Genomic DNA, 960 nt, shown 5'->3' on the forward strand with positions numbered 1-960 from the left:
CTCTTCAGGTTCCTTCACATGTTTCGTACTGTTTATTTTTCACTCCCGTTTTACGGGACAATGATCGCTGGCGCCATTTTCTCGGCTACCACTACCTACGCTGCCGTCGGCACTGAGAAGCCTCGCCCACCTTTGAGCAAACGTGTTCTTCCTGCGTCCAGAACCAAAAAAAATCCCGTCAAAATCGAACAGATTCTTGTAATGGGATTAAGCCGATCTTCAGCCCTTACACGTCCAGCAGGCCAGACGACTTATAGTTCTGGCAGAGAGAATTTCGCGAACCAGGTTGGTCAGAACGTTGCGGATATGGTGGTGACTATTCCCGGCGTCAGCTTTACTCAGGGGAATGGTCCCCGTGATACTGTGGTCTCCGTCCGGGGGTCAGGAGATCGCCAGTCCTATGGTCTGAAAAATCTTCAGGTGCTGGAAGATGGGTTCCCCATGACCCAACCCGATGGGACCGCCCGGGCCGATCTGATTGATCCACACGCCTACCAGGGTGTGGATGTTTTCGAGGGGCCTGCCTCAACCCTGTATGGTAATTACGCCATTAATGGTGCCATCAATTTCCGCACGCGGAAGGGAGCGGACATCCATGGACTGGAACTGGGCTCCGATTTTGGTAGCTTCGGGATGTTCAACAATTATGCAACGCTGGGTTTCGGCAACAGACACTACGATCTGATGATCCTCGGCAGCGATGTGCGGGGAAACGGCTTCATTGCCAATAGCCGTTATAATACCTCGACAGAGAATGTGCGGCTTCGGGTCAATCTGACGTCTGCCGATCGTCTTATCCTGAAATTCGTCAACAACGTCACGGATGCTTTTCTGCCAGCAAGATTGTCACTCAACCAGTATCGGACCAATCCCTACCAGCAGGGGTGCACCAATGCGTCCAGCGCAGCAACTGGCTGCGCATCTGTCAATCTGTTGGTCAATGGCCGCTATGGCGCGAAG

1 protein-coding gene is annotated in these 960 nt (G+C 52.9%); it reads left to right on the forward strand.

Annotated elements, in window-relative coordinates; translation table 11 throughout:
* Positions 1–18: 18 nt before the first annotated feature.
* On the forward strand, positions 19–960 hold a 942-nt coding region (locus CSR02_RS04505; RefSeq protein WP_244176780.1), incomplete at its 3' end, for a TonB-dependent receptor plug domain-containing protein.

The sequence above is a fragment of the Acetobacter pomorum genome (assembly GCF_002738225.1).
Classification (GTDB): Bacteria; Pseudomonadota; Alphaproteobacteria; order Acetobacterales; family Acetobacteraceae; genus Acetobacter; species Acetobacter pomorum.